General features: G+C 45.1%; 1 protein-coding gene. It reads left to right on the top strand.

Annotated features, from left to right (window positions below; all coding sequences use genetic code 11):
- Positions 1-134: 134 nt before the first annotated feature.
- Positions 135-1469 carry an MATE family efflux transporter gene (locus DXC01_RS19895; RefSeq protein WP_118699691.1) on the top strand — a complete coding sequence of 445 codons (1335 nt, stop codon included), beginning with the start codon at positions 135-137 and terminating at the stop codon, positions 1467-1469.
- The last annotated feature ends 304 nt before the right edge of the window (positions 1470-1773 follow it).

Below are 1773 nucleotides of genomic sequence, written 5' to 3' on the forward strand. Positions count from 1 at the left end.
CCGCACGTCCGGAATTCTGTGAGGGATACATTCGGTAACGGATGTATCTACTCGACCAGCGGTGATGTAAAAAAGTTATTGACTCTACAACCATTGTAATGTTTAAAATCAGATGGAAAGGAGTCAATAATTTTATGGAAAAAAATCTTACTTCCGGCAGTGTTCTGAAAAATATCATTTATTTTTCACTGCCATATCTCTTATCTTATTTTCTACAGACTTTATATGGCATGGCTGATCTTTTTATCATTGGTCAGTTTGAGGGGGTCGCGAGTACTACTGCTGTCTCGATCGGCAGCCAGGTTATGCATATGATCACTGTTATGATCGTCGGCCTTGCCATGGGTTCTACGGTTACCATTGCACAGGCAATCGGTGCCAGGGACAAAAAAAGTGCTTCCAGGACGATTGGAAACACGGTTGCTTTGTTTATGGCTGTTGCTGTTGGGCTGATGATGATCCTGCTTCTTCTTGTTCATCCAATTGTATCTGTGATGTCTACCCCTTTGGAAGCGGTAACTGGAACTGTGGTTTATCTTACGGTGTGTTTTATTGGGATTCCATGTATTACGGCGTATAACATTATCAGTTCGATTTTTCGTGGGATCGGGGATTCCAAAAGTCCGATGTATTTTATTGCAATTGCGTGTGTGGTGAATATCGGGCTGGATTATCTGTTTATGGGATATTTACACCTTGGTCCGGTTGGGGCTGCGCTTGGTACTACTTTGTCGCAGCTTGTGAGTGTGGTCATTGCACTGATCGTGATCATGAAAAAGGAAACCGGGATTTCTTTGTCGCGGAAGGATTTTCGTCCGGATCATAGATTTATGAAGAAAATTCTGAATATTGGCATTCCGGTTGCGCTGCAGGATGGATTTATCCAGGTTGCTTTTATTGTGATCACGGTTATTGCCAATCGACGTGGATTGGATACGGCGGCGGCTGTGGGGATCGTGGAGAAGATCATCAGCTTTTTGTTTTTGGTTCCTTCTTCTATGCTTTCTACGGTTTCTGCTCTTTGTGCACAGAATATTGGGGCGCGGAAGCATGAGCGTGCTTCGAGGACGCTTCGTTATGGGATTTTGATCGCGGCTGGATTTGGGGTGATCGTGGCTGTTGTGATACAGTTTGTTGCAGGACCTGTGGTGTCGTTGTTTACTTCGGATGCGACGGTTGTTGTGCTGGGAAGTCAGTATATCCGGGGATATATTTTTGATTGTATTTTTGCGGGGGTTCATTTTTGTTTTAGTGGGTATTTTTGTGCTTATGGAAGGTCGGGATTTTCTTTCCTGCATAATATCATGTCGATTCTCCTGGTGAGGATACCAGGGGTGTATCTGACTTCGTTGTGGTTTCCGGATACGTTGTTTCCGATGGGGATTGCGACGGCTTGTGGGTCGTTGTTGTCGGTGATTATTTGTTTTATTTTATTTAAATGGATGCTGGCGCATCCGGCGAAATCCTGAGGGGGAAGGTATCTCGGAGTCTGCGAAGGCCGAAGTTCCCCCTCAGACTCCCCCTTCTTGGCCACGCGGCTTTAGTGTGGGGACGGGCGTGCTTTGCGCCGCCCTGTGGGTTGGGGGAAATTGGAGGAAAAGGGGAAAAAGAGAATTAAAAAAAAGAAGCTAGAGCGAATTTTGCTCTAGCTTCTTCTTTTCGTATCTTCAAAACCACATACATGTTGACATTTCTGAATCAATTGACCATGCTTTTCTTGGTCAAGCCCTCACCCTATTAGTAGCAGTCAGCTCCATGTGTTACCACACTTCC

Origin of the sequence: Blautia sp. OM07-19 (assembly GCF_003481595.1) — a bacterium.
In the GTDB taxonomy this organism is placed as follows: domain Bacteria; phylum Bacillota; class Clostridia; order Lachnospirales; family Lachnospiraceae; genus Blautia_A; species Blautia_A intestinihominis.